This window comes from Pigmentiphaga sp. GD03639 (assembly GCF_029845405.1).
GTDB lineage: Bacteria > Pseudomonadota > Gammaproteobacteria > Burkholderiales > Burkholderiaceae_B > Pigmentiphaga > Pigmentiphaga daeguensis.
Window position 1 is genome coordinate 1 of sequence record NZ_JAOCLR010000031.1, and the last position, 25665, is coordinate 25665.

28 protein-coding genes are annotated in these 25665 nt (G+C 68.2%); 7 read left to right on the forward strand and 21 right to left on the reverse strand.

From position 1 onward, the window contains the following. From N5K27_RS23840 to N5K27_RS23860, 5 genes are all read right to left on the reverse strand, one after another. The coding region (locus N5K27_RS23840; RefSeq protein WP_279819537.1) for a Kdo hydroxylase family protein at positions 1–289 on the reverse strand (289 nt) is incomplete at its 3' end. Positions 290–293: 4 nt separating this feature from the next. After that, positions 294–833: a TlpA disulfide reductase family protein gene (locus N5K27_RS23845; RefSeq protein WP_087836816.1), complete on the reverse strand. Its 540-nt coding sequence runs from the start codon at positions 831–833 to the stop codon at positions 294–296. 113 nt (positions 834–946) lie between these two features. After that, positions 947–1621 carry a BON domain-containing protein gene (locus tag N5K27_RS23850; protein ID WP_087836817.1) on the reverse strand — a complete coding sequence of 225 codons (675 nt, stop codon included), beginning with the start codon at positions 1619–1621 and terminating at the stop codon, positions 947–949. Continuing rightward, entirely contained in the window at positions 1621–2211 is a 591-nt protein-coding gene (locus tag N5K27_RS23855; protein WP_279819541.1) for a phosphoheptose isomerase, read from the reverse strand. Before N5K27_RS23855 ends, N5K27_RS23850 begins: the two co-directional genes overlap by 1 nt. 163 nt (positions 2212–2374) lie before the next feature. After that, positions 2375–2860: a YraN family protein gene (locus N5K27_RS23860; RefSeq protein WP_279819543.1), complete on the reverse strand. Its 486-nt coding sequence runs from the start codon at positions 2858–2860 to the stop codon at positions 2375–2377. A gap of 26 nt (positions 2861–2886) precedes the next feature. Between N5K27_RS23860 and rsmI the strand changes: the two genes are divergently transcribed. Further along, entirely contained in the window at positions 2887–3816 is a 930-nt protein-coding gene (rsmI, locus tag N5K27_RS23865) for a 16S rRNA (cytidine(1402)-2'-O)-methyltransferase (RefSeq protein WP_279819546.1), read from the forward strand. 127 nt (positions 3817–3943) lie between these two features. On the opposite strand, the gene N5K27_RS23870 is transcribed toward rsmI, so the two are convergent. Together N5K27_RS23870 and N5K27_RS23875 are read right to left on the reverse strand one after the other, a co-directional pair. Further along, positions 3944–4822, reverse strand: a complete 879-nt coding sequence (locus N5K27_RS23870) for an IclR family transcriptional regulator (protein WP_176400661.1) — start codon at positions 4820–4822, stop codon at positions 3944–3946. A gap of 80 nt (positions 4823–4902) precedes the next feature. Then, positions 4903–5571, reverse strand: coding sequence for a hypothetical protein (locus tag N5K27_RS23875; protein ID WP_165963023.1), 669 nt, complete (start codon positions 5569–5571; stop codon positions 4903–4905). Between the two features lie 173 nt (positions 5572–5744). Here N5K27_RS23875 and N5K27_RS23880 point away from each other — a divergent pair, with 173 nt between their 5' ends. Next, complete coding sequence (locus N5K27_RS23880; protein WP_279819549.1) at positions 5745–7001, forward strand: MFS transporter; 1257 nt, start codon at positions 5745–5747, stop codon at positions 6999–7001. A gap of 15 nt (positions 7002–7016) precedes the next feature. On the opposite strand, the gene N5K27_RS23885 is transcribed toward N5K27_RS23880, so the two are convergent. The 11 genes from N5K27_RS23885 to N5K27_RS23935 all read right to left on the reverse strand — a co-directional run bounded on the left by N5K27_RS23885 (position 7017) and on the right by N5K27_RS23935 (position 17018). Next, entirely contained in the window at positions 7017–8003 is a 987-nt protein-coding gene (locus tag N5K27_RS23885; protein WP_087837658.1) for a septal ring lytic transglycosylase RlpA family protein, read from the reverse strand. 126 nt (positions 8004–8129) lie between these two features. Continuing rightward, positions 8130–9047: an RNase adapter RapZ gene (gene rapZ, locus N5K27_RS23890; RefSeq protein ID WP_087837515.1), complete on the reverse strand. Its 918-nt coding sequence runs from the start codon at positions 9045–9047 to the stop codon at positions 8130–8132. A gap of 345 nt (positions 9048–9392) precedes the next feature. Beyond that, complete coding sequence (gene hprK / locus N5K27_RS23895) at positions 9393–10325, reverse strand: HPr(Ser) kinase/phosphatase (RefSeq protein WP_087837516.1); 933 nt, start codon at positions 10323–10325, stop codon at positions 9393–9395. 38 nt (positions 10326–10363) lie between these two features. Continuing rightward, complete coding sequence (ptsN, locus tag N5K27_RS23900; RefSeq protein ID WP_087837517.1) at positions 10364–10840, reverse strand: PTS IIA-like nitrogen regulatory protein PtsN; 477 nt, start codon at positions 10838–10840, stop codon at positions 10364–10366. A gap of 421 nt (positions 10841–11261) precedes the next feature. Continuing rightward, on the reverse strand, positions 11262–11591 hold the full coding sequence (gene raiA, locus N5K27_RS23905) for a ribosome-associated translation inhibitor RaiA (protein WP_132979082.1): 330 nt from the start codon (positions 11589–11591) through the stop codon (positions 11262–11264). Positions 11592–11866: 275 nt separating this feature from the next. Beyond that, positions 11867–13342 carry an RNA polymerase factor sigma-54 gene (locus tag N5K27_RS23910; protein WP_087837519.1) on the reverse strand — a complete coding sequence of 492 codons (1476 nt, stop codon included), beginning with the start codon at positions 13340–13342 and terminating at the stop codon, positions 11867–11869. Positions 13343–13351: 9 nt separating this feature from the next. Then, on the reverse strand, positions 13352–14161 hold the full coding sequence (gene lptB, locus N5K27_RS23915) for an LPS export ABC transporter ATP-binding protein (RefSeq protein ID WP_087837520.1): 810 nt from the start codon (positions 14159–14161) through the stop codon (positions 13352–13354). Then, positions 14158–14766: a lipopolysaccharide transport periplasmic protein LptA gene (gene lptA, locus N5K27_RS23920; protein ID WP_132979081.1), complete on the reverse strand. Its 609-nt coding sequence runs from the start codon at positions 14764–14766 to the stop codon at positions 14158–14160. Before lptA ends, lptB begins: the two co-directional genes overlap by 4 nt. Before the next feature lie 7 nt (positions 14767–14773). Further along, positions 14774–15391: an LPS export ABC transporter periplasmic protein LptC gene (lptC, locus tag N5K27_RS23925; RefSeq protein WP_087837522.1), complete on the reverse strand. Its 618-nt coding sequence runs from the start codon at positions 15389–15391 to the stop codon at positions 14774–14776. Next, complete coding sequence (locus N5K27_RS23930; RefSeq protein WP_087837523.1) at positions 15388–15996, reverse strand: HAD hydrolase family protein; 609 nt, start codon at positions 15994–15996, stop codon at positions 15388–15390. Before N5K27_RS23930 ends, lptC begins: the two co-directional genes overlap by 4 nt. A gap of 5 nt (positions 15997–16001) precedes the next feature. Further along, positions 16002–17018: a KpsF/GutQ family sugar-phosphate isomerase gene (locus N5K27_RS23935; RefSeq protein ID WP_087837524.1), complete on the reverse strand. Its 1017-nt coding sequence runs from the start codon at positions 17016–17018 to the stop codon at positions 16002–16004. Positions 17019–17229: 211 nt separating this feature from the next. Between N5K27_RS23935 and N5K27_RS23940 the strand changes: the two genes are divergently transcribed. Then, a complete protein-coding gene (locus N5K27_RS23940) occupies positions 17230–17769 on the forward strand; it encodes an adenine phosphoribosyltransferase (protein WP_087837659.1) in 540 nt (179 codons plus the stop codon). A gap of 37 nt (positions 17770–17806) precedes the next feature. Here N5K27_RS23940 and uvrA read toward each other — a convergent pair whose 3' ends face one another. Next, entirely contained in the window at positions 17807–20713 is a 2907-nt protein-coding gene (gene uvrA, locus N5K27_RS23945) for an excinuclease ABC subunit UvrA (protein ID WP_087837525.1), read from the reverse strand. 384 nt (positions 20714–21097) lie between these two features. On the opposite strand from uvrA, the gene N5K27_RS23950 reads away from it, so the two are divergent. The 3 genes from N5K27_RS23950 (at position 21098) to N5K27_RS23960 (ending at position 23403) form a co-directional block, all read left to right on the forward strand. Beyond that, positions 21098–22312 (forward strand): MFS transporter, encoded by a 1215-nt coding sequence (locus tag N5K27_RS23950; RefSeq protein WP_243724382.1) that lies wholly within the window; start codon positions 21098–21100, stop codon positions 22310–22312. Positions 22313–22472: 160 nt separating this feature from the next. Next, a complete protein-coding gene (ssb, locus tag N5K27_RS23955) occupies positions 22473–22985 on the forward strand; it encodes a single-stranded DNA-binding protein (protein WP_087837527.1) in 513 nt (170 codons plus the stop codon). Positions 22986–23004: 19 nt separating this feature from the next. Then, a complete protein-coding gene (locus N5K27_RS23960) occupies positions 23005–23403 on the forward strand; it encodes a VOC family protein (protein WP_087837528.1) in 399 nt (132 codons plus the stop codon). A gap of 56 nt (positions 23404–23459) precedes the next feature. On the opposite strand, the gene N5K27_RS23965 is transcribed toward N5K27_RS23960, so the two are convergent. Together N5K27_RS23965 and crcB are read right to left on the reverse strand one after the other, a co-directional pair. Continuing rightward, positions 23460–23672 (reverse strand): hypothetical protein, encoded by a 213-nt coding sequence (locus N5K27_RS23965; RefSeq protein ID WP_087837529.1) that lies wholly within the window; start codon positions 23670–23672, stop codon positions 23460–23462. A 19-nt stretch (positions 23673–23691) separates the two neighbouring features. Further along, positions 23692–24075 carry a fluoride efflux transporter CrcB gene (crcB, locus tag N5K27_RS23970; protein WP_132979078.1) on the reverse strand — a complete coding sequence of 128 codons (384 nt, stop codon included), beginning with the start codon at positions 24073–24075 and terminating at the stop codon, positions 23692–23694. Between the two features lie 100 nt (positions 24076–24175). Here crcB and N5K27_RS23975 point away from each other — a divergent pair, with 100 nt between their 5' ends. Then, positions 24176–25663, forward strand: a complete 1488-nt coding sequence (locus N5K27_RS23975; protein WP_087837531.1) for an AMP nucleosidase — start codon at positions 24176–24178, stop codon at positions 25661–25663. The last annotated feature ends 2 nt before the right edge of the window (positions 25664–25665 follow it).

Here is a 25665-nt window from a genome sequence, read left to right on the forward strand (position 1 = left end):
CGTAGTAGCGGCGCACCAGCGCGCCGATGGCGGCCTGGCGCTCGTCTTCCACGGCCACGCCGGTCAGCTTGCCGGTGGTGGCGTTCAGGCTGATGTTCTTGCGCTTCGGATCGACCAGCGCGGGGTCGAGCAGGCCGGTTTCGGCCTGGCTCAATTCGAACCGCAATTCGGGGAAGTACAGGACCTTGCCTTCTTCCAGTTCGGCCACGGGCGTGGACGCGCCGGCCTGGCCGGGCGCGTCGTCCCAGGAGCGGTGGTCGATGCGGACGATGCGGGAGGGCGCGCTCATGGCGTCAGCTGGCCAGCGCCTTTTCGATCGTGGCGTGGAACTCGGCCACGTTGGGCTCGCCCAGGTAGCGCTTGATGATGCGGCCCTGCTTGTCGATCAGGAACGAGGTGGGCGTGAGCTTGACGTCCTGGAAGCTGCGCGCGATCTCGCCCATCGGGTCGAGCGCGACCTTGAAGGGCAGCTCGCGCGACTGCGCGAAATTGAGCACGTAGTTGGCCGGGTCGTAGCTCATGGCCACCGCGACCATCTCGTAGCCCTGGGGCGCGTACTTCTTGTAGGTCTCGACCATCATCGGCATTTCCTTCACGCAGGTCACGCAACTGGTGGCCCAGAAGTTGACCAGCACCACCTTGCCGCGCAGGCTTTCGGTGGTGAACTTGTCGCCGTGGATGGAGGTGAAGGTGGTGTCGGGGGCCTTGGCGGCGGGGGCCAGCGCGAACCAGGCGCCGGCGGCGGCCAGCAGCGCGACCACGAGGATGGCGGCCAGCTTGGCGGCGCCGCGCTGGGCGCGGGCGGATCCGTTGACGGGAGCTGAAATCGACATAGGGGGCGATCCGTTGCGTGGCGGGCAGGGCGGCGCAAGTCCGCGCCCGCGATGCGACCCATTATAGGCCGGGATGCGCGACCCGCCCGCCTTGCGCCGGGCGGGGACGCCGGTCAGCGGTTGCCGGACGAACCGGTGGCGGCTTGCGACTGGTCCTGCTCGGCCTTCACCTTGGACAGGTCCTGCAATTCTTCTTCGGTGATGTAGTCGAACACCTTGACCACCTTCTTGACGCCGCTCACGCCGGCGGCGATCTCGGCGCCGCGCTTGCCTTCGCGTTCGGTGACGCGGCCCATCAGGTAGGCCACGCCGTTCTCGACCGTGATACGGAAGGAGTTGGCGAAGAGATCCTTGGCATCCACCAGCGAAGCCTTGATCTTGCCCTCGATGAATACGTCGTTCGAGCGGGTGGCCAGCGAGGTCGGGATGCCGATCTGGAGTTCGTTCACGATGGCGCGGACGTTCTCGACGCCGCGCGCCTGTTCCTCGGCATCGCGCTTGGCGGCCTCGTCCGGGACTTCGCCGGTCAGCAGCAGCTTGCGGTTGTAGGCATTGGCGTTGATGTGGCCCTTGTCGCCATAGCGGCCCGACAGGCGGCTGGAGGCCTTGAGCTCGATGTTCTTGTCTTCGACCTGGATGCCCACGGTACGGCGGTCGGTGGCGGCCATCGTGCCGACGTAGGCGCCGCCCAGGACGATGGGCGCGCAGGCGGACACCGCCCATGCCGAACTTGCGACCACGAGGGCCAGGACCAGGGGGCGTACCGCAGCGGCCGGTTTGCGAAACATCAGAGATCTCCCAGCAGTTGAGCGTCGATGCCGTCGCACATGGCGTGCAGCAGCAGGATGTGGACTTCCTGGATGCGCAGGGTGCGATCGTGCGGCACGCACAGGTGCACGTCGTCTTCAGTCAGCATCTGGCCGATGCGGCCGCCGCCCTTTCCCGTCAGCGCGATGACGCGCAGCTCGCGCGAATGGGCGGCCTCGATGGCCTCGATCACGTTGGCCGAGTTGCCGCTGGTGGAGATGGCCACCAGCACGTCGCCCGGCTGGCCCAGCGCATTGACCTGCTGGGAGAACACCCGGTCGTAGCCGAAGTCGTTGCCGACCGCGGTCAGGATGGAGGAGTCGGTATTGAGCGCGATGGCGCCCAGCGGTAGCCGTTCGCGTTCGAAGCGGCCGACCAGTTCGGCGGCGAAGTGCTGCGCATCGGCGGCGGAGCCCCCATTGCCGCAGGCCAGGATCTTGCCGTTGTTGGAAAGACTGAACACCAGCGCGTCCACGGCGGCCGCGGTGGGCGCCGCGAGGGTGTCCTGGCAGTGTTCGAACAGCGCGACGGCGTCGCGGAAATGGGCGGATATGCGGGCGATAAGGTCCATGCCGGGATTATCTCATGCAGGGGAAACGGCCGGCTCGCCGGCCTGGCCGGCAAGTGTGTCCGCTGTAACCGGCCGTGACGCTTCGGTTGCGGGGCGGCGGTCAAGACTTGGAGCGGCTTCGGCAATGATAGTTTCCCTGACTCGCCGATGGGAGTCCGCCCCGCTATCGGAAACCAGGCAGTGTCTCGAGCGAAAAGGCGTGGCGTATCCAGCGGGGTGGCGCGTCGGCCTCGAAGGCCAGGACGTCGAAGCGGCAGGGCGGCAGCGGTCCCTTCCAGCGGGTGCGCAGGAAATGGGCGGCGGCCCGCGCCAGGCGCACCCGCTTGGCCGGGCCCACGCTGGCGGCCGAGCCGCCGTAGCGTCCCAGGGCGCGCGCGCGGACCTCGACGAAGACCAGGACGGGGCCTTCGCGCATGACCAGGTCGATTTCGCCGGCGCGGCACGCCACGTTGCGGGCCACCAGGACCAGCCCCGCGGCGCGCAGGTGGGCCAGTGCCGCGTGCTCGGCCCGGTCGCCGGCCTGCTGCGTGGGCGAGCGGCGGCGCGGCGACTCCGCTTCCTGCCGGCGGCCCGGCCGGGGGCGGCGGCGCGCCGCCCGCCGCTGCGCCGCATGGGCCAGGGCGTAGGCCTGCGTGTCGGCAGCCGTCATGCGCGCCCTCGCGGTATCCTCGCGCCATGGACAACGAATTCGAATCTTCCGGGCCCGCCACCGGCGCCTGGGAACGGTTGGCCGGCAAGGTCGCGGTGCAGCACTGGCCCGCCCCCGCGCTGTATGTCGTGGCCACCCCCATCGGCAACCTGGGCGACCTGAGCCTGAGGGCCCAGGCCTGCCTGCAGCGGGCCGACGTGATCGCCGCCGAAGACACGCGCATGACGCGCCCCCTGCTGGACGCCTGGGGCATTTCCACGCCCTTGATGGCGGCCCACCGGCACAACGAGGCGCAGGCGGCCCAGGCCATCGTCGGCCGGCTGGCCGCGGGCGAGCGGGTGGCCCTGGTTTCGGACGCCGGCGCGCCCGGCGTCAGCGATCCCGGTTCGCGCATCGTGCGCGAGGTGCGCGCGGCCGGCTACCCGGTGGTGCCGGTGCCCGGCGCCAGCGCCGTGATCGCCGCCCTGATGGCCAGCGGCGCAACCTCGGACGAGAATCCGGCGTTCGTCTTCGCCGGTTTCCCGCCTCCCAAGGCGGCCGCCCGCCAGCGCTGGCTGGCCCAGTGGTGCGCGCTGCCGGCGCCGGTGGTCATGTACGAGTCGCCGCACCGGATGGCCGCGACCATGGCCGACCTGCTGGCGGTGTGCGGCGCCGCGCGGCGACTGACCGTGGCGCGGGAGCTGACCAAGCGTTTCGAGGAGATCGCCGCCATGCCGCTGGCCGAGGCGCAGGCCTGGCTGGCCGCCCATCCCCAGCGGGCGCAGGGAGAGTTCGTGCTGATCGTGGAGGCGGCGCCCGAGGAAGCCGCCGGGGCGCTGGATGCCCGGACGGACGAGGTGCTGCGGGCCTTGCTGGATGTGCTGAGCGTGCGCGATAGCGCCAAGGTCGCGGCCCGCATCACCGGCGCGCCGCGCGATGCCTTGTATGCCCGTGCGCTGGCGCTGAAGGAAGCGTAGCGGCAAGGGAAAGCCACGGCGGGGCGGATAGGGAAGGGACATGGCATGGCGACCCGGGATGCGAGTCGCCCAGCATGCCTCAATCGGACGGGCGCCGGCGCGCCGGTAGGACAGGCGTGTCCCGGTCTCAGCCCGGCGCGGCCGCGCCCGCCTGGCCCGCGCCCAGCACGGCGGACACCGCGGCGGCCGCCTGCATCAGCTCCCGCACGGTATCCGGATGGGCCCGCGCCGGCAGGTAGTGGATCGAGGCGACGATGGCCAGCGCGCCGAACAGCGAGCCGTCGGCCTGGAAGATCGGCGCCGCCAGGGCGTTGATGCCGGTGAAGATTTCCTCGGGCGCCTCGGCCCAGCCGCGCTGGCGCACGAGCTGGATCTCGGCGCGCAGGCGGTCGGGGTCGGTGATGGTCTTGGGCGTGCTGGCCGCCAGGGGCTGGGACAGCATCGCGTCGCGCAGCGACGGCGGACCGAAGGCCAGCACGACCTTGCCCTGCGCCACGGTGTGGAAGCCGGGGAACTGCGTGCCGGGACTGAGCAGGATTTCCAGCGCGCTGCGGCCGCGCACGACGTCCAGCACGACGACCTTGTTGGGATCGAAGGTGGTGATGACGATGGTCTGCCCGACGCGGTTGCGCAGGTCTTCCATGATGGGCTTGGCCAGCGATACGACGTCGAACTGCTGCACCAGCTTGCGTCCCAGCAGGAACAGGCGCCAGCCCACGCGGTAGCGGCTGGTGCGCTTGTTCTGCGTGACGTAGCCCTGCTGGCGCAGGGCGGACAGGTGGCGATGCACGCGCGCCTTGGGCATTCCGAGCAGTTCGGCCAGTTCCGTGACCCCGCATTCGGTGCCCTGGGCCGCCATCAATTCCAGGATGCGCAGGGAGATGACCGAGGTCGACGAGATCGCGGCCTCGTCGCCCGAGGTCGGCAGCGCATGGCCGGTCTGGGCGTCGTCCGCGGCGGGTGCGGTGGCGTCGGAGGGAAGAAGGTCCGGGGCGGGGGGATGCATGGATCGAAGCGTGTCTTGGCAAGGCCGGTGGATTCTCGATGGACGCATGCCCGCCCCGTGCCTGGGCCGGGAAGCGCCCGTCAGGGCAGGGTCAGCATGCGCTCGCCGTACACATGATAATGCTGACGCTTGGGCTTGCCGGCGTCTTCCGGCAGAACATAGCGCAGGGAACTGCGCAGGCGGCATCCCTGGGGCAGGATGAAGCAGCGGATGAAGCTGGTGTCCGTGGCCTCGGTGGTGGGCGCCAGGACCGGGGCGTGGCCGAGCTCGAACCACGCCGAGCCTGCCGGATGCACCGTGGTCTTGCCCTGGGTCTCGATGGTGATCTCGCCCTTCAGGCAACAGCGTATGCCGGGGCCCTGGTGCACGTGCGTCAGCGCCACGCCGCCGGGCGGGAAGTCGACGCGGTCGCAGCGCATCAGCCAGTCGAACTGGCTGTCCAGCTCGATTTCCTGTTGCAGCTTGAGGGTGGACGTGGCGCCCGGGGCGCTGCGCAGCGTGCCCGCGGGAGCATCGGGCGCCACCAGTTCCCAGCGCCACAGCACGGCGTCTTCCTCGCCCGCCACCAGCGCGATCTGGTCCTGCCCGACCCAGGCCGATTCCTGGCGCTGGTGCTGGGTGCCGTCCGAGAACTCTACCGTGATCCCGCCCTGCACCACGTAGACCGACCGCGGCATCCGCGGCAGGTAGACCGGCGCGTGGCCGGCGGGGATGCGGTCTTCGTAAAGCCTGATGATGAAACTGCGCATGGATGACTCCTGAAGATATGGCCGGCCCCATGCCGGGCAACGGACCATTTGTATCGATAAACAATACGTTCGTATCATTTATCGTAAACCATGAATGCATGGCTTGGGAATATTCGGATAGAATATTTATCGATACGTTTGTATCGTTGATCGATACACCAAGGAGACGAAGCATGGCATCCTCCGCGACCTCGCTATCCGGCGTGGCCCAGGAAAAATGGTACGTAGGGCGTACCAAGGAACAATGGCGCGCGTTCGGTTCGGCCTACATAGGCTGGATGCTGGACATCATGGATCTGATGCTGTTTGCCATGGTGATCACGCACATGCGGGCCGAATTGAATTTCGACAGCGGCGCGGCCGGCGTCATCGCCTCGATGACGCTGCTGGCCACGGCCTTCGGCGGCCTGATCTTCGGCTTCCTGGCCGACCGGCTGGGCCGCACGCGGTCGCTGGTGCTCAGCATCGCGTGCTATTCCATCGGCACAGCCCTGTGCGGGTTCTCGCAGAACGTCACGCAGCTGCTGATCTTCCGCTTCCTGCTGGGACTGGGGGTCGGCGGGGAATGGTCGGCGGGCGCGGCCCTGGTCACCGAAACGTGGCCGGCCAAGCACCGCGGCAAGGTGATGGCCTGGGTGCAGAGCGCCTTCGCGGCGGGCTACGCGCTGGCCGCCATCGTCGCGGCGCTGGTATTGCCCACGCTGGGCTGGCGCTGGGTGTTCGCCGTCGGACTGGCGCCCGCGCTGTTCGCGTTCTGGGTGCGCCGCCATGCGGCCGAGCCTGAAATCTGGGCGGGCCAGAAAGAGCGCCTGGGCGTCGGGGCGACCCTGAAGCTGCTGTTCGGGCAGCATCTGCGCAGCACGGTGGTCGGCCTGGCGTTCACGGCCGCCGCCATGTGCGGCTACTGGGGCTTGTTTACCTGGATTCCCACCTATCTCGCGACGCCCGTCAGCGCAGGGGGCGCCGGCCTGGACCTGACCAAGTCCACGACCTGGATCGTCATCATGCAGGTGGGCGCGGCGCTGGGTTTCGTCTGCTTCGGCTACATCGCCGACCGGATCGGCCGCCGCATGGCCTTCATCCTGTTCTTCCTGCTGTCGGCCGTGTGCGTGCCGCTGTACGTGCAGATCGAGTCCAGCCTGGTGCTGCTGGCGTTCGGGCCGCTGGTCGCGTTCGTGGGCACGGGCTTCTACAGCGGTTTCGCGCCCACCTTCGCCGAACTGTTCCCGACCAGTATCCGCGCGACCGCCCAGGGCTTCATCTACAACACCGGCCGGGCCACCAGCGCGCTGGCGCCGGCCGCCGTGGGGTTCTTCTCGGCCACCCACGGCGTGGCGAGCGCCCTGGGCGCCACTGCCGGGTTCTTCGCGCTGGCCGCGGTCATCGTGTATTTCTTCCTGCCCGAGACCAAAGGCGGCGAACTGGAATAGCGATCGCGCGCCCGGTCAGCGCACGACGATGACCGGGGCGATGTCCAGCCGCGCCTGCACGCGCTGCGCGGCCGCCAGCGCGCTCTCGCGCGAGGGGTAGGGGCCCAGGTGCACGCGGTGCAGGCTGTCGGTGTTCACGATGCGCAGCGGTTCGGCCTGCTCCCCCAGCTGGGACCGGATCCGGGCCGCCAGGTCTTCGGCGTTGCGCTGGCCGCTGAAGGCGCCTACTTGCAGGAAGATGCCCGATTGCGGCGCCGAGACCACCGGCGTGGTGGCGGCCAAGGGGACCTGCACGCCGCTCGCCATGGGACGAGGGACTGCCTGCATGGCGTTGCCGTCCGGCGAGGCGGACGCCAGCGGCGGCAGTTCCCGTATCTGGCTGGCCGGCGCCTGCGTGGCCACCGGAATGGCGACCACCTCGGCTTCGGCCGCCGGCGCGGGGGCGGCGGCCAGCATGGGGGCGCTGCCTCGCTCGCTGCGGATCCTGGCGATTTCCTCCGGTCCCAGCCACTCGACCTCGACCTCTCCGCTGCCCTGTGAGAGCAGGCCCAGCTTGTAGGCGGCCGTGTAGGAAAGGTCGATGATGCGGTCGCTGTGGAAGGGGCCGCGGTCGTTCACGCGCACGATCACCGACTTGCCCGTCCCGACCCGCGTGACGCGGGCGTAGCTGGGGATGGGCAGCGTGGTGTGGGCCGCGGTCATCGCGTACATGTCGTAGATCTCGCCGTTCGACGTGCGCGCGCCATGGAACTTGCGCCCGTACCACGACGCGATCCCGCGCACCTTGTAGGGCTGCATGGACGTGTCGGGCACGTAGCGCTTGCCGAAGATCACATAGGGCTTGTTGGCGCCGCTGGCCAGCGGCTCGACGGCCGGCAGCGGGTCGGGCACGAGATCCAGGTTGGCGGGCGGGTTGGACGGCGGACCGTCGTCCTTGTAGTAGCCGCCGCCGCGCGAACCCGAGGACCCCTTGGGCGTGGTGCCGCAAGCGGCCAGCAGCATCGCTGCGCAGACCGCCGCCAGGAGCAGGGGGCCTTCGGTCCTTCCGCGCGGTGGGCGGCTGGTGGTGGGGCGCGCGCCAGGCAAGGGAAGCCGGTCGGTCTGCTTCATCGTCTAGGGTCCTGAATGCTAAGGTCTGGCAAGCGGCGGCGCCTCGGTGGGGCCACCGCCCGGATCATAAAGGTCGAACTGCTTTTGTGCACGGTGGCGCACCAGCACCTGTCCCTGGCCCGCGAACATGGCGGCCAGTTGCTCCACCACGTAGACCGACCGGTGCGTCCCGCCCGTACAGCCTATGGCCACCGTCAGGTAGCTGCGCGTGTCCTGCATGTACTCCGGCAACCAGGTGCGGATGAAGGCGGCGATGTCGTCGATCATGCGCCCCACGCTGGGAATGGCTGCCAGGAAGTTCGCCACCGGGGCGTCCCGCCCCGTCAACGGCCGCAGGACCGGGTCGTAGTGGGGATTGGGCAGGCAGCGCACGTCGAACATCAGGTCCGCGTCCAGCGGCACGCTTTCCTTGAACGCGAACGATTCGAAGGTCAGGACCAGCGGCACGGTATCGGCCTGCACCACGTTGCGCACCCAGGACCGCAGTTGCGAGGGCGTCAGGCCCGTGGTGTCGATGACGTGCCCCAGTTCGCGCAGCGGCCCCAGCAACTCCCGCTCGTGCGCGATACAGGCTTCGACCGAGGGCGCCACGCCTTCGTGGAACAGCTTGTCGGTCAGCGGATGGCGGCGGCGCGATTCCGAATAGCGCTGCACCAGCGTGCCGGTATCGGCGTCCAGGAACACTACGCGGATCTCGGTGCCCAGCGCGCGCAGCGCATTGATGGTGCCGGGCAGGCTGGCGATGGCCCCGCTGGAACGCGCATCGATGGACACCCCGACACGCTGCAGCCCTTCATCGTGCGCGGCCGCGATGAAATCGTGAAGAAAGCGGACCGGAAGATTGTCGACGCAGTTGTAGCCGGCATCCTCCAGGGTACGAAGAGCCACGGACTTGCCCGAGCCCGAGATACCGGTGATGAAAACGACACGTAACACAGCAGGCTTTGCCTCGTAGGAGGTTCATTCATCGAAGCCTGAACAATAACGCACATTCGTCGCCCCCCCTACGCGCTTCGCGCGCCCCCCAGGGGGCGAAACCGGCGGACCGGCAAAGCCGGATCCGCGGTTTCCTGGGTCTAGGGAAACTATCTTGGATCGAAGCACTGTTGCTACCGCTGGCAGCCAGCGAAGCAACGGTGCCACAAACCAAGATAGCGGCACCAGACCCAGGATGCGGTGGATCCGGCTCCGCCGGTCCACCCGCATCGCCCCCTTGAGGGGGCCCGCGCAAGCGGGTAGGGGGTGGGCTTCCCTTGCGCCCGAAGGGCGTAGGGGGGGCCTCTACGGCTCGCCGTTCTGGATCGCGTCCATCTGCCGTTCCATGAATTCGGTCATGGTGTCGATGCCACGCAGTTGCAGGATGGCGTTGCGCACCGCGGCTTCGACCAGTACGGCCAGGTTGCGGCCGGCGGCCACCGGCAGGACGACCTTGCGTATGGGCAGGGCCAGCACGTCCTGCGTCAGGGCCTGGAGGGGGAGGCGTTCGAAATTGGCTTCGGGCGAGGTGGTGCGGACCAGGTGGACGATGATCTTGAGCTTCATCTTCCGGCGCACCGAGGTCTCGCCGAAGATCGCGCGGATGTCCAGCAGGCCCAGGCCTCGCACTTCCAGCATGTTCTGCAGCAGCGGGGGGCAGCGGCCTTCGATGATGTTGGGCGCGATGCGGGAGAACTCCACCGCGTCGTCGGCCACCAGGCCGTGGCCGCGGGAGATCAGTTCGAGCGCAAGCTCGCTCTTGCCCAGGCCGGATTCGCCGGAGATCAGCACGCCCATGCCGAGCACGTCCATGAATACGCCGTGGACGGTGGTGACGGGGGCGAGCTTCTTGCCCAGGTAGATGCGCAGGAGGTCGATGACCTGAGCCGCCGAGCGGGGCGATGCCAGCAGCGGCACGCCGCGCTGTTCGCAGTGCTCCAGCAGGTCGGCCGGCGCGGCCAGGCCGTCGGCCATGATGATGGCCGGCACGCCGCTGGCCAGCAGCTCGTCCAGGTGGTGGGCGCGTCGGCGTGCTTCCAGCCGGGCATAGAACGCCAGTTCCTCGTGGCCGAAGACCTGGATGCGCGACGGGTGGATGAGGTTCAGGTGGCCGACCAGGTCGGCGGCGGCCAGGCAGGTGTCGGGCAGCGGCGAGCGATTCGCGTTCGAGCGCCCGGCCAGCCAGCTCAAGGAAATCTTGTCGGTGTTCTCGTCGACCAGTTTTTCGATAGTAAGCATGGGGCACACGGAGAAGGCGGCCGGCCGGGCCCGCCGGGTCAGACCGCGGCGTCGGACTGGGCCGGCTCCCAGTGGGTCAGCAGCGAATGGATCGCGCTGGCCGACGGTTCGGTGGCCAGGGCCTCGCGCAGCGCGCGGTTGGACAGCATCTGCGCCAGCTCGGACAGGATTTCCAGGTGTACCTGCGTAGCCTGCTCGGGCACCAGCAGGAACACCAGCATCTGCACCGGCTTGCCATCGGGGGCGTCGAAATTGATGGGCTGGGCCAGGCGCACGAAGGCGGCCACGGCATCTGTCAGTCCCTTGATGCGGCCGTGCGGCACGGCAACGCCTTGCCCCAGGCCGGTCGAGCCGAGCCGTTCGCGCGCGAACAGGCTGTCGAACACCACCGAGCGGGCGATGCCGTGATTGTTCTCGAACAAAAGGCCGACTTGTTCGAAAACGCGCTTCTTGCTGGTGACTTCCAGATCAAGCAGCACGTTCGAAGGGGGGAGTATCCGCGAGATCAGATTCATAACGTATGCGCCGGTCGGGCGATACAAATTCGCACAATAGATGGACCAGGCGACATCTTTTGGAGATGGACGTCGATTATAGCCACCGGCCCGGTTCTGTCACGGAAAGCGGCACTTTTGTGCCCCGCAAACAACCCGTCCGTATCCCGACCCGGCATCACATGCCCTCGTCCCACGAAGGAAGCGCCCACCCGGGACCCTACACAGTCCCTCGAAAACCATGGCGCAGCGCGGCATTTCTCGATCCCGATCACGGCTAACTGGACGCAAACCCATCCCTTAAACGTTACAACGGCGGGAAAAGCCTCCTTTCCCCGCCGACCGATGTTTACCCCCAGGGCACAGCGGATCCGGCTTTGCCGGTCCGCCAGTGCCGCCCCCTTGAGGGGGCGCGCGAAGCGCGTAGGGGGTGGGCTTCCTTTCAGGGCGTAGGGGGGGGAATTCTTTTTATTGCTTCCTCGACCCGAGGTCGCTGGACCTTGTCCTTGTACTTGATGACCTGGCGGTCGACTTTATCGACAAGGGCATCGATGGCCGCGTATAGATTTTCTTCTTGGGCCTCGCAATGGACGTCCTTGCCTCGGAGATGCATGGTGATTTCCGCGCTGTGGCGCAGTTTTTCCACGGAAAGCAGCACCTGGATATCGATGACGTGATCGAAATGCCTCAGCACCCGCGTGAGCTTGTTCAGGACGTACTCACGTATGGCAGGGGTCACGATGAGGTGATGTCCGCTGATGCTCAGATTCATGTAAAGCCCTCCTTGAAGCAATGTACCGGGAGACTTCCCCGGAGCCCGCGCCCATGTCCGCAGGGCATGGGCGCTTGTGGCACGAGCGTGCCACTTTGCTTGCGTCGCTCCGATGTTCCGGATGTCGCCACGCAATCGAAGTGGCTGGCACATGCGTTTTCAGCGGTTGCTATAAAGATGAGCCTTTATCCGGGGCTTTCAAGTACGGTCTAACCCTAGCATCGCGATTGGGTGATGGATACGCGGCATGCGATGCCGCGCGGGCGCGATCCGTACTAGATGCTCTTACGCAGCGAAACCGGCGGAATCTTGAGCGCTTCGCGGTATTTGGCCACCGTGCGGCGGGCCACGACGATACCCTGCTCCCCCAGCGTCTGCGCAAGTTGGCTGTCGGATAGTGGCTGGGTAGGATCCTCCGCACCAATGAGTTGCTTGATCAGCGCACGGATCGCCGTGGACGATGCCGCTCCTCCGGTCTCCGTGGCGACGTGGCTGCCGAAGAAATACTTGAGCTCGAAAGTCCCCAGGGGGGTAAGCATGTATTTCTGCGTAGTGACGCGTGAGATCGTCGACTCATGCAAGCCTAGTGTATCTGCTATTTCGCGTAATACAAGAGGCCGCATGGCGACTTCGCCATGGTTGAGGAAACCCTGCTGCCGGTCGACGATGGCCTGGGCCACGCGCAGGATGGTGTCGAAGCGTTGCTGGACATTGCGTATCAGCCAGCGCGCCTCCTGCAGCTGCGAGGACAGCCCGGGATGGGCCGAGCTGCGTTCCGATTTCAGGATCTGCGCGTACATCTGGTTGATGCGCAGCCGCGGCATGGCTTCGCCGTTGAGCGTCGCGCGCCACTGGTTGCCGACCTTGCGCACGATCACGTCGGGCACGACGTAGTCCGCCGCGGGCGACGAATAGCGCGAACCGGGCCGGGGGTCGAGCCGGCGGATCAGGCTCTGGGCCGCGCGCAACTGGTCGTCGTTGCAGCCCAGCGCCTTGCGCAGCTTGGCGTAGTCACGCGCACCCAGCAGGGGCAGGTGCTGGGCCGCGATCTGGCGGGCCAGCGCCAGCACCTCGGCATCGCGGGCCTCGGGCAGGCAGTCGAGGTCCGGCGTGCGCAATTGCAGGCAGAGGCATTCGGAAATGTTGCGGGCGCCCACGCCGGCAGGGTCGAAGGACTGGAGCAGCCCCAGCGCGGAGCGCAGTTCGTCGGCGTCGATTTCCAGCTCGGGCGGGAACAGCGCGGCGAGCTCTTCCAGCGACACGTCCAGATAGCCGTTGTCGTCCAGCTCGTCGACCAGCGCCGTCACCAGCGCCGCATCGCGCGGCGTGGCCTGCGTGAGCGCGAGCTGGCCCAGCAGGTGCTCGCGCAGCGACGCGTCGGGCGCGGCCAGTTGCGGCGCGGTGTCGTCGTCGTGTTCGCCGCCGGGGCGGTGCAGCTCCGGCATGTCGGGCAGGTCCGGTCCGTCGCCGGCGTCGGCCGGCGTCGGGGCTTCCACGGTCTCGCCGCCGGGTTCCCCGTCGGCTTCCGGCGCGGCGGGCGCGGTCGTGTGCATGCTGCCGTCGGCGTCGACCCGCAGCGTAGCCGCCACGGGATCGTCCTCGCGTTCGAGCAGCGGGTTCTCTTGCAGGATCTGCTCGATCTCGTGCTCGAGTTCGAGGGTCGACAGCTGCAGCAGCTTGATCGACTGCTGCAGCGCCGGCGTCAGCGCCAGGTGCTGGGAGGTGCGAAGTTGGAGTCCGGGTTTGAGCATGGGCACCGCTTACATGCGGAAGTGTTCTCCGAGGTAGACCCGCCGCACGGCCGGATCGCCGACGATCTCCTCGGGGTGTCCGCTGGCCAGTACCGTGCCGTCGCTGATGATGTAGGCGCGGTCGCAGATGCCCAGGGTCTCGCGCACGTTGTGATCGGTGATGAGCACGCCTATGCCGCGTCCCTTGAGGAAGCGCACGATGCGCTGGATCTCGATGACGGCGATGGGGTCCACGCCGGCGAAGGGTTCGTCCAGCAGGATGAAGCGCGGATTGGTGGCGAGCGCGCGCGCGATCTCGACGCGGCGGCGTTCGCCGCCGGACAGCGAGATTGCGGCGTTGCTGCGGATGTGTCCGATCTGCAATTCGTCCAGCAGCGATTCCAGGCTTTCGTTCACCTGTTTCGCGTCCAGCGGCGCGCCCTGTTCGTTGCGCTGCAGCTCGAGCACCGCGCGGATGTTCTGTTCGACGTTGAGCCGGCGGAAGACCGAGGCGTCCTGGGGCAGGTAGGAAAGCCCCAGCCGCGCGCGCTTGTGGATGGGCAGGCTGGTGACCGAGACGCGATCGATATCTATGCTGCCGGCGTCGGCGGGCACCAGTCCGACGATCATGTAGAAGCAGGTGGTCTTGCCCGCGCCGTTGGGGCCCAGCAGTCCCACCACCTCGCCGCCGTCCACGTGCAGCGACACGTTCTTGACCACCGTGCGTCCTTGATAGGACTTGCGCAGGCCTTCGGCCCGCAGGCGGCCGTCGCCCCGGGCGGACTCTTCGGCGCGCGGCGCCCCGGCCGGCGTTCCGGCCTCGACGAGCGGCGCGTTCATTGTGCCGCCTTGCCCGAGGTCGGGGCGCCGCAGCCCGCCGCCGGCGCGCCGGCGGCCGTCTGGCCGCGCGGCTGGATGATGGTGCGCACGCGCTGGTTGGACGTCGGGGCTTGCGGCCCGCCGGTGGCGGTGTAGGTATCGGTGCGCTGGTTGTAGGTCACGCGCTGGCCGCGCACTTCGTCGACCATCTGTTCGCAGGCCAGGCGCTTGACGACCGCCTTCGAGATGAAATGGATCAGCTCGCCGCGTCCGTCGTACTCGACGCGTTCGGCCACGCCCTCGACGTATTCGTCCGTGCCTTCGCGCCGCTGGCGCACGTTGACAAGCTTGCCGCCGTTGGCGGTGGCGACGCCGAACTGGTAGCCCTCGGCGTCCTCGCGCAGCTCGAGGCGGTCGGCGCGCAGGATCAGCGAGCCCTTGGTCAGCACGACGTTGCCGGTGAAGATGCTGGTCTGCTTCAGGTCGTCGTAGCGCAGCGCGTCGGCATCCACCGTCGTCGGCTGGTTGCGGTCGGCGGCGGCCGCGAGCGCCTGGGCGCCGCAGGCGAGGGCCGCCAGGGCGAGCATGGCCTGGGCGGCGTATCGGGAAAATCGGTGATGTGGCACGGTGTTTCTATCCTTTGGATGGCTGTCGGGCCGAGGGAGCGGCCGGCCGCGTGCTGCCCGGCACGATCTGCACCCGCGTCTGCTCGTTGACCTTCAGTTCGCGCGAGACGTTGTCATAGCGCATGCCGCGTCCCTGTATGCGCGTGGTGCCGTTGACCACGGTGGCGGGCAGGTCCGTGTAGGCGACATCCTCGTCGGGCAGCAGGGTGACTTCCTCGCTGCGTATGTCGAGCTCGGGACGTCCCTGCCCGGCCAGCCTCCGCAACTGGACGTCGCCGCGCATGACCACGCGCGCGCCGTCCTGGTCCATCCTGGCGTGCTGCGAGGTCGCCGTCATGGTCGGCCGCTCGGTGCGCTGGCTGACCGCGCGGAACTGCGTGACTTCCGAGGAGTCGTCGTCCGGGTAGTGCTCCAGCCGGTCGCCTTCCATGCGCGTCATCGGCATGCCGTGCTCGTCGCTGCGGACCATGACGAACTGCTCGACGAAGGAGTCGATCTCGTGGGTCAGCCGGCGCGGAGGATCTTCCTTGACCGCCCGCTTGGCATAGTCGGCCGCCCACCACGTGCCGGCCACCAGGGCGGCCAGCAGCGCGATCGATACCCCGGAGGCGAGTCGGTCTTTCATTGGGGAGAGGATCCGGCGGTGATGGTCGTGCGGGTGCGGCTGGTGATGTAGCCGCCCAGCCGGCCCTGCGCGGCCAGGATCAGGTCGCAGCACTCGCGTGCCGCGCCATCTCCGGCGGGGCGGGTGGCCACCCAGTGGGCGGCCTGGGCGACGTAGACCGGCGCTTCCGCCACGCTGGCGGCGAAGCCCACGCGCTGCATGGCGGCCAGGTCGATGATGTCGTCGCCCATGAAGCCGACCGCGTCCAGCTCGACGTTGCAGCGCTGCGCCAGCGCGGTCACGGCCGCGCTCTTGTCGCGCACGCCCTGCTGGACCTCGGAGATGCCCAGCTCGGCGGCGCGCCGCGATACGGTGGGCGAGTCGCGCCCGGTCATGAACACGACCTCGATGCCGCTTTCGTGCAGCATGCGCAGCCCGAAGCCGTCCAGCGCATGGAAGCGCTTCACGGTCTCGCCGTGCTCGCCGTAGTAGAGGCGGCCGTCGGTCAGGACGCCGTCGACGTCGAAGATCATCAGTCGCAGCCGGGAGACGCGTTCGCGCACGTCTTGCGGCACGCGGGCCAGGATCAGGGCTTCGGCCGGATGGGGAGTGAGGGGGATCGCCATGGAACTCAGAGCACCTTTGCTGCCATCAGGTCGTGGGTATGGAGGGCGCCGACCAGCCTGCCGGTGGCGTCGAGCACCAGCAACTGGTTCTTGCGGTTGTCGTCCATCAGCGCGGCTGCCTCGGTGGCGAGCGCGTCAGGACCGATGTGAAGGGGGTTGCGCGTCATGCCGGCGACCACGGTCAGGTTGCGGATGTCGCCTTCGCGCTCGATCAGGCGGCGCAGGTCGCCATCGGTGAAGATGCCGACCACCCGGTCGCCGTCGAGGACTGCGGTCATGCCCATGCTCTTGCGGGTGATTTCCACCAGGGCTTCGGTGACCGAGGCCGTGACCGGCACGATGGGCAGGTCCTTGCCGGTGCGCATGACGTCGCTGACATGGGTCAGCAGGCGGCGGCCCAGGGCGCCGCCCGGGTGGGACCGGGCGAAATCCTCTGGGCCGAAGCCGCGCGCCTCGAGGCAGGCCACCGCCAGCGCGTCGCCCAGCGCCAGCGCGGTCGTGGTGCTGGCGGTGGGGGCGAGGTTCAGCGGGCAGGCTTCCTGGGGCACGCTGGCGTCCAGGTGCACGTCGGCGAGCTGGGCCAGTTCGGAATCCGGGTTGCCGGTGATCGCGATCAGCGGCGATCCCAGGCGCTTGACGACGGGCACGATGGTCAGCAGTTCGGCCGTCGTGCCCGAATACGATATCGTGACCAGCACGTCGTTGGCGGTGATCATGCCCAGGTCGCCGTGGACGGCCTCGGCCGCGTGGACGAAGAAGGCCGGCGTGCCGGTCGAGGCGAACGTGGCGGCGACCTTGCGGGCGATGTGCCCGGACTTGCCGATGCCGCTGACCACCACGCGTCCGGGGCAGGCCAGCAGGATGTCGACCGCGCGCACGAACGTGCGGTCCAGGCGGCTGGACAGGGCCTTGAGCGCCTCGATTTCCACCGCCAGGGTGCTGCGGGCCGAATCGATGATGTCGACGGGGCCGGAAGCGCCGGGAACGTATACGTTGGACGTGCCGTTGTCTGAGGTGTTCATGATGGGTCTGAGCCGGTACCGTGGAAGGGCGGGCAGCGAAAAACGCGCCTCGTGTCGCCTTGCGCGGCAACGGTCATTCAATTGCGACGATCTACCAGTATAGTAGCAAGGGCACGATCCTTGCTTCACGCTCTTTGCGTTACAGTGGCGTCCTGTGTCGCCGGGGCCTCCCATCCCGGTTTCCTCCGATTCCTTCCTGTCCGAGCCCGCCATGTTCCTGGACCCGAACTACATCCGAGACCGCATACGCACGGTGCCCGACTGGCCCGAGCCCGGCGTGCAGTTCCGGGACATCACGCCGCTGCTGCAGGACCCGCGCAGCTTCCGCGTGCTGATCGAGCTGTTCGTCTACCGCTACATGAACCAGCGCCTGGACCTGGTGGCGGGCATCGATGCGCGGGGATTCATCGTGGGCAGCGTGATCGCGCACGAGCTGAACCTCGGTTTCGTGCCCGTGCGCAAGAAGGGCAAGCTTCCCTACGACACCATCGCCGAGCAATATGCCCTGGAATACGGCAGTTCGACGGTGGAGATGCATGCCGACGCCGTGCGCCCCGGGCAACGGGTCGTGCTGGTGGACGACCTGGTCGCCACCGGCGGCACCATGCTGGCCGGCATGAAGCTGCTGCAGCGGCTGGGGGCCAACGTGGTCGAGGCGGCCGCCGTCATCGACCTGCCGCGGTTGGGCGGATCGAAGGCGATACGCGATTCGGGACTGAACCTCTACACCGTCTGCGAATTCGACGAGTAAGCGGCCCGGCCTTCGGGGGCCGGCCGGGCCTGGCGCGTCAGCCGGCCTTGCGCCGGGGCGCGCGCGCCGCCCTGGCCGGCGCGGAAGGGGCGCCGGCGGCCAGGAATTTCTTCAGATAGCTGCCGGTATGGCTGCCGGGCGCCTGCGCGATCTCCTCGGGCGTGCCCTGGGCCACGATGCTGCCGCCGCCGTCGCCGCCTTCCGGACCCATGTCGATGATCCAGTCCGCGGTCTTGATGACGTCCAGGTTGTGCTCGATCACGACCACGGTGTTGCCGGCGTCCACCAGGTGCCCGATCACTTCCAGCAGCAGCGAGATGTCGTGGAAATGCAGGCCGGTGGTGGGTTCGTCCAGGATGTAAAGGGTGCGGCCGGTGCCGCGCTTGGACAGTTCCTGTGACAGCTTGACCCGCTGCGCCTCGCCGCCCGACAGGGTGGTGGCGCTTTGTCCCAGGCGGATGTAGCCCAGCCCCACGTCGATCAGCGTCTGCAGCCGCCGGGCGATGGCCGGCACGGCCTCGAAATACTCCAGGGCCTGCTCGACGGTCAGGTCCAGCACCTCGCTGATGTTGCGGCCGCGGTAGCGGATTTCCAGCGTTTCGCGGTTGTAGCGGCTGCCATGGCAGACGTCGCAGGGGACGTAGATGTCGGGCAGGAAGTGCATCTCCACCTTGACCACGCCGTCGCCCTGGCAGGCCTCGCAGCGGCCGCCCTTGACGTTGAAGCTGAAGCGGCCGGGATCGTAGCCGCGGGCGCGGGCTTCCGGCACGCCCGCGAACAGCTCCCGTATCGGGGTGAACAGGCCGGTGTAGGTGGCCGGGTTGCTGCGCGGCGTGCGGCCGATCGGGCTCTGGTCGACGCTGATGATCTTGTCGAAATGCTCCAGCCCCTCGATGGACTCGTAGGGCGCGGGCTCGGTCTGGCTGTTGTACAGGTGGCGCGAGACCACGTTGACGAGCGTGTCGTTGATCAGGGTCGACTTGCCCGAGCCCGAGACCCCGGTGATGCAGACCAGGCGGCCCGCCGGGATGCGCAGGTCCACGCCTTTCAGGTTGTTGCCCGAACAGCCCCTGAGCTCCAGCCACGGCAGTTCGTCCTGGCCCGCCACCGGCCGGCGGGGCGGGATGGCGATGGACTTCTGGCCGCTGAGGTATTGGCCGGTCAGGGACTGCGGGTCGGCCACGATGTCGGCCGGCGATCCCTGCGCCACGACTTTCCCGCCGTGTTCGCCCGCGCCGGGGCCCATGTCCACGACCCAGTCGGCCTCGCGGATCATGTCCTCGTCGTGCTCGACCACGATCACGCTGTTGCCGAGGTTGCGCAGGTGCCGCAGGGTGCTGATCAGCCGGTCGTTGTCGCGCTGGTGCAGGCCGATGGAGGGTTCGTCCAGCACGTACATCACGCCGGTCAGGCCCGAGCCGATCTGGCTGGCCAGGCGGATGCGCTGGGCCTCGCCGCCCGAGATGGTATCGGCGCTGCGGTCCAGCGACAGGTAGCTCAGCCCCACGTTGTTCAGGAAGGTCAGGCGGGCGGAAATCTCGCGCACGATGCGGTCGGCGATCTCGCGCTTGGCGCCGGTCAGCGCCAGTTCCTCGAACCAGTGCAGGCAGTCGGACAGCGGCAGGGCTTCCAGCTGGTAGATCGCGCGTCCCTGGTCATCCTCGCCCACGCGGACGTTGCGGGCCTCGGCGCGCAGCCGCGAGCCGCCGCAATCGGGGCAGGTCCGCACGTTCCTGTACTTGCCCAGTTCCTCGCGCACCGTGGCCGAGTCGGTTTCCTTCCAGCGGCGCTCGAGGTTGGGAATCACCCCCTCGAAAGGGTGCGAGCGCACGGTCGTGCGTCCCTTCTCGTTCACGTAGGTGAAGGCGATTTCCTGGTCGCCCGAGCCGTACAGCACCCGCTGCTGGGTGTCCTCGGACAGTTCCTCGAACGGCGTGTCCACGTCGAAGTCGTAGAAGGCCGCCAGGCTGGTCAGCAACTGATGGTAGAACGGGTTGCGCCGGTCCCAGCCGCGAATGGCGCCGCCGGCCAGGCTCAGTTCGGGAAATGCCACCACCCGTTTCGGATCGAAGAAGCCTACGTGGCCGATGCCGTCGCAGCTGGGGCAGGCGCCGATGGGATTGTTGAAGCTGAACAGCCGGGGCTCGAGCTCCGGCAGGCTGTGCCCGCATACCGGACAGGCATAGCGGCTGGAGAACAGATGCTCGCGTTCGTGGCCATCGGCATCGGCGTCCATCTCCAGCACGATGGCCCGCCCCTCGGCCAGGCCGATGGCCGTCTCGAAGCTCTCGGCCAGCCGCTGCTGGGCCTCGGGCCGCACGCGCAGGCGGTCGATCACCACGTCGATGCTGTGCTTCTCGGTCTTCTTCAGCGGGGGGACGCTGTCGATGTCCAGCACCTGGCCGTCCACGCGCACCCGCACGAAGCCCTGGGCCTGCAGGCTGGCCAGTTCGTCCTCGAAGCTGCCCTTGCGGTCGCGTACCAGCGGCGCCAGGATCGCCAACCGGCTTTCGGCCGGCAGCGCCAGGGTGATGTCCACCATCTGGCTGATGCTTTGCGCCTGCAGCGGCAATTGGTGGTCGGGGCAGTAGGGCGTGCCCACCCGCGCGAACAGCAGGCGCAGGTAGTCGTGGATTTCCGTGACCGTGCCCACGGTCGAGCGCGGGTTGTGGCTGGCGGCTTTCTGCTCGATGGAAATGGCCGGCGACAGGCCCTCGATCAGGTCGACCTCGGGCTTGTCCATCAACTGCAGGAACTGGCGGGCGTAGGCGGACAGGCTTTCCACGTAGCGCCGCTGGCCTTCCGCGTACAGGGTATCGAACGCCAGGGAGGATTTGCCCGAACCGGATAGCCCAGTGATCACGACAAGCTGGTGGCGGGGCAACTCCAGCGAGACGTTCTTCAGATTATGGGTGCGCGCACCCCTGATGCGGATGACATCCATCAAGCAAACCTTTACGCGAGCGGTGGCGAAAGCCAACTTGGTAATATAACCCCCCCGTACGCGCTGACGCGCGCCCCCCAGGGGGCGGGCGGCGGGGGACCGGCGGAGCCGGATCCCCCGTGCCCTGGTCTAGTGGGGCTTTCTTGGGATGTGGCGCTGGTGCTGTCGCTGGCTGCCGGCGTTGGCGATGGGTGACATGACAAAGAGACTCGTATTGGATTCAGAGGATTGCGGGTTCGGTTCCGCCGGCCGGTCACTGTCCTTCGGGCAAAGGCCCGCGTTGCGAAACACGGTTACACGACTCAGGATGCCGCGGATCTGGCTCCGCCAGTCCGCAGGCATCGCCCCCTGGGGGGCGCGCGTCAGCGCGTACGGGGGGGCCCAATGACTTCATTTCGGATGACCCCTTTCGAGCGCCGCGCCAGCTTGTCGCTGGCGGCGCTGTTCATGTGCCGGATGCTGGGGTTGTTCCTGCTGCTGCCGGTGTTCGCGGTGGCGGCGAAGGCCTTGCCGGGGGGGAATGATCCGGCGAGGGTGGGATTGGCGCTGGGCATGTATGGGCTGACCCAGGCGTTCATGCAGATCCCGTTCGGGCTGGCCTCGGACCGCTGGGGCCGGCGGCCGGTGGTGGTGATGGGACTGGTGCTGTTCGTCGCCGGCAGCGTGGTCTGCGCCACGACCGACGACCTGTTCTGGATCACGATCGGGCGGGCCATCCAGGGCTCGGGCGCGATTTCGGCGGCGGTGACGGCGTGGCTGGCCGATGCCACGCGCGACGAGGTGCGGACCAAGGCCATGGCCATGATAGGCGCCTCGATCGGCCTGACCTTCGCGGTGTCGCTGGTGCTGGCTCCCGTGCTGGTGGGCTGGGGCGGGCTGACCGGCCTGTTCTGGACCATCGCCGCGCTGGGCGTGGCCGCGCTGGGCGTGGCCGCCTGGGTGGTTCCGGCCGCGCCGCCCGCGCCGCGGGGCGAACCCGCATCCATGTCCAGCGTGCTGTCGCACCCCGACCTGCTGCGGCTGAACCTGGGCGTCTTCACCCTGCACCTGATCCAGGTCGCCCTGTTCGTGGTGGTACCCGCCGCGCTGGTGCACACCGGCGGCCTGGACACGGCCACCCTGTGGAAGGTCTACCTGCCGGTGGTGCTGGCCTCGTTCGTCGTCATGGTGCCGGTGATCGGCGTCACCGAACGCTACGCCACCCACCGCAAGACCCTGCTGGGCGCGATCGCCGGGCTGGTGCTGGTGTGCATGTTCCTGCCGTGGGCCCAGGACCACTATGGATGGCTGGTGGGCGCCATGATCGCCTTCTTCTCCGTCTTCAACATCCTCGAGGCCATGCAGCCTTCGCTGGTATCCCGCGTGGCGCCGCCGTCGCTGAAGGGGCTGGCCCTGGGTTTCTATAATACGAGCCAGGCCATCGGGCTCTTCGCCGGCGGGGCGCTGGGCGGCTGGCTGGTCTCCCACCTGGGGGCCGCGGCGGTATTCCAGGCGGCGGCGGGGCTGGCGGTAATATGGCTGCTGGCGGCCTGGGGGATGAAGCCCCTGCCCGCCAGGCGGACCGCTCGGCCGGAGCGGGTGTCCCATCCCGCGTCCTGAGCCCTTCCTGTCCCATTTACGCACGAGACCGTATTGCGGTCGGCGCATTTTCAACCAATGATGTTTTTTTTCTTGTGGCCCGTGGCCGCGCCGGGCGGGGGTGGCTACAATCCACCCGCCTCGCCGCGGGCCGGTGAATACAGTCAATAGGAGTGTGGTAATGGCATCCGTCAACAAAGTCATCCTGGTCGGCAACCTGGGCCGCGACCCCGAAGTTCGCTACACGCCCGACGGCGCAGCGATCTGCAACGTGTCCATCGCCACCACGTCCCAATGGAAGGACAAGAACTCGGGCGAACGCCGCGAGGAAACCGAGTGGCACCGCGTGGTGTTCTACAACCGCCTGGCCGAGATCGCCGGCGAATACCTGAAGAAGGGCCGTTCGGTGTATGTCGAAGGCCGCCTGAAGACCCGCAAGTGGCAGGACAAGGACACCGGCGCCGACAAGTACACGACCGAGATCGTCGCCGACCAGATGCAGATGCTGGGCGGCCGTGAAGGCGGTGGCGGCGGTGGCGAAGGCGGCTACGGCGGTGGCGGCGGCTATGGCGACTCCGCGCCGGCCCAGCGCCCGTCCAACCGTCCGGCCAGCGGTGGCGGCGGCCAGCGTCCGGCCTCGCAGTCGAGCTCGGCGCCGAACTTCGCCGACATGGACGACGACATCCCGTTCTGACGGGCGCGCCATCCCGTCGATGCTCCATCACCTTTCTTTCGGCGTGGCCGACCTGCGTGCCGCCGCCGATTTTTATGATGCGGTGCTCAGGCCTCTGGGGTACGAGCGTGTCTGGACGGATTTCGACGGCGAGCCCGACAGGCAGGCCGTCGGATACGGCCTTCCCGGAGGGGGCGACAAGTTCGCGCTCAAGCAATGCCCGAAAGGCGGGGCCGTACCCGGGCCCGGCTTTCACCTCGCTTTTTCCGCGCCAAGCCGGGATGCCGTCGACCGTTTCCACGAGGCGGCCCTGCGCCATGGGGCCGTCGACAATGGCGCTCCGGGGCTGCGGCCTCGCTACGGCCCGGATTACTACGCGGCGTTCGTGATCGATCCGGAAGGCAACCGCATCGAGGCCGTCATCAGCACGGCGGCCTGACGAGCCGAACCCCGCCCGACCCGGCGGGGTTTTTTGTTGCAACCGATCCTGGCGTTTCAGCCCGCCGCCGGCGCCCGAGCGCCCACCCGCCCGAACTCCACCGGCTGCTTCACGTAGAACAGGTCGATGGGTTCTTTCGCCAGGGCGTCCAGCAGGGTGCCGCCCAGGGCGCCCTGGGCCTGGGCGAAGGCCAGCAGCCAGTGGGCCAGGGGCTGGCCGCCGTGGCGCCGGTCCTGCCGGGTGAAGAAAGTCAGTTGGAAACCGTTCACGATGCGTCTCCTTGCAGGGTCAGGACTGCCGCAACCCGGCGTAGGTGGCGATGCCGAGCAAGGTCATCGCGACGGAACCGCCCACGTGGACCAGGATGGTCGCGGCCACCCAGCCCAGCCGCTGCTGCTGGATCAGGGCGACCAGTTCGGCCGAGAAGGTGGAAAAGGTGGTCAGGCCGCCGCAGAAGCCGGTGATGATCAGCAGCCGCCAATGCGGCGGCAGGGCCGGGTTGCCGGCGAAATAGGCCACGGCCAGGCCGATGATGTAGGCGCCGATGAGGTTGGCGGCCAGGGTGCCAGGTGGCATGGCGGGCAGCAGGGCGTTCAGGCCCAGCCCCAGGACCCAGCGCAGCAGCGCCCCGACGGCGGCGCCGACGGCGATCGCGATTACCGCGAGCAGCATGACGGACTCCTTGCGAAGGCGGGCTAGTGTAGTACGAGGCCGCGGGACCGGCCAGGCCGCGGTAGGCTAAGCTATATCAGGACCTTCTCCAACTCCGATCATGACCCCGCCCGCCAGTGTCCTCCTTCGCCATCCCGCCCCCTGGCCCACCGAGTCCTTCCGCGATCCCGACGCCGCCGTCCAGCGCCTGATCGACATCTACGCGCGCAATACCGCCTTCCTGTGCGACAGCTTCCGCGAGGTGGTCGCCACGCAGGCATCCTCGCCCGGGCGGTTCCGCGCCTGCTATCCGTTCATCCGGATCAGCGTGGACACCTACGACGAGGTGGATTCGCGCCTGTCGTATGGGCACGTGGCCGAGCCCGGCGTCTACCAGACCACCGTCACCAAACCCAGGCTGTTCCGCTCCTACCTGACCGAGCAGCTGCGGCAATTGATGGCGAACCATGGCGTCGCGGTCGAGATCGGCGAATCCGACGTGCCCATCGCCCTGCACTTCGCGTTTCCCGACGGCATCTATGTCGAGGGCGAGGACATCGAGGCGCTCAAGCGGCCCCTGCGGGACCTGTTCGACACGCCCGACCTCGCGGTCACCGACGACGCCATCGTCAACGGCACCCACCGCCATCCGCCGGACGGGCCGCAGCCGCTGGCCCCGTTCACGGCGCCGCGCATCGACTACTCGCTGCATCGCCTGCAGCACTACACCGCCACCGCGCCTTCGCACTTCCAGAATTTCGTGCTGTTCACCAACTATCAGTTCTACGTGGACGAGTTCTGCCTGCGCGCGCGCACGCTGGTGGCACAGGGGCACTACGACGCGCTGGTCGAGCCGGGCAATCGCGTCACCCGCGCGGGCGACCCGCTGCCGGACCCGGCGGCGCCGATGTCGCGGCTGCCGCAGATGCCCGCCTATCACCTGGTGCGCGAGGGGCATTCGGGCATCACCCTGGTCAACATCGGCGTGGGGCCGTCCAACGCCAAGACCATCACCGACCACATCGCCGTGCTGCGTCCGCATGCCTGGCTGATGCTGGGGCATTGCGCCGGGCTGCGGGCCTCGCAGCGGCTGGGCGACTACGTGCTGGCACACGGCTACGTGCGCGACGACCACGTGCTGGACGCGGACCTGCCGACCTGGGTGCCGATTCCCCCGCTGGCCGAGGTGCAGGTGGCGCTGGAGCAGGCGGTGGAAGAGGTGGCCGGGCTGTCGGGCTGGGAGCTCAAGCGCATCATGCGCACCGGCACGGTGGCGACCATAGACAATCGCAACTGGGAACTGCGCGAGCACCTGGAGCCGGTGCAGCGTTTCTCGCAGTCGCGCGCCATCGCGCTGGACATGGAGTCGGCCACCATCGCGGCCAATGGCTTTCGCTTCCGCGTGCCCTACGGCACCTTGCTGTGCGTGTCGGACAAGCCCCTGCACGGCGAGCTGAAGCTGCCGGGGATGGCCAGCGCGTTCTACCGCCGGCAGGTGGGCCAGCACCTGGACATCGGGCTGCGGGCGCTGGAGATCCTGAGCAAGATGCCGCCCGAGCGGCTGCATTCGCGCAAGTTGCGCAGCTTCCTGGAGACCGCGTTCCAGTAGCG